Annotated in this window: 1 protein-coding gene; it reads left to right on the top strand. The window is 61.3% G+C overall.

The window, feature by feature from the left end; translation table 11 throughout:
* Nucleotides 1–432 (top strand): hypothetical protein (locus OC445_RS26940; protein ID WP_262020458.1); only part of this gene is annotated, 432 nt, incomplete at both ends.

Here is a 432-nt window from a genome sequence, read left to right as displayed (position 1 = left end):
CGATGCCGCGGTATTCTGAGATCACCGAGGTGCTGATCAGCCGTGGCGTGGGCGAACTGCCGTCGCCGACCTTGCTTGAAGCGCAAACCACCGGCCCCGACACCGCCGACCTGGAACCCCTTAAGGTGCAACAGGGCACCCAATTGGTGGTGAGCTACGTGGGCATGCGCAACGGCGACTCGATCAAAGCCAGCATGGTAGGCGCCGGCAATGGCGGTTCGCCGGATATCCCGGCCAAGCCAGGCAATGAGACCTTGCAGAAGGTGGCGTTCGATATTTCCAGGGCGGCGATTGCAGCGAATATTCGTGACCACGCCACCACGGTGAAATACCAATACGTGGTAACCCGTGCGGGTGTCTCGGTCACGTCGGCAACCTTGACGGTGACCGTGAGGCCGATACCGCAATCGGAGCTGGCCAAGACGGTCATCA

The organism is Pseudomonas sp. Pse35 (assembly GCF_024519715.1).
GTDB lineage: Bacteria > Pseudomonadota > Gammaproteobacteria > Pseudomonadales > Pseudomonadaceae > Aquipseudomonas > Aquipseudomonas paracarnis.
The sequence above is the reverse complement of the archived record's forward strand: the minus strand, read 5'-3'. Positions and strand labels throughout refer to the sequence as shown.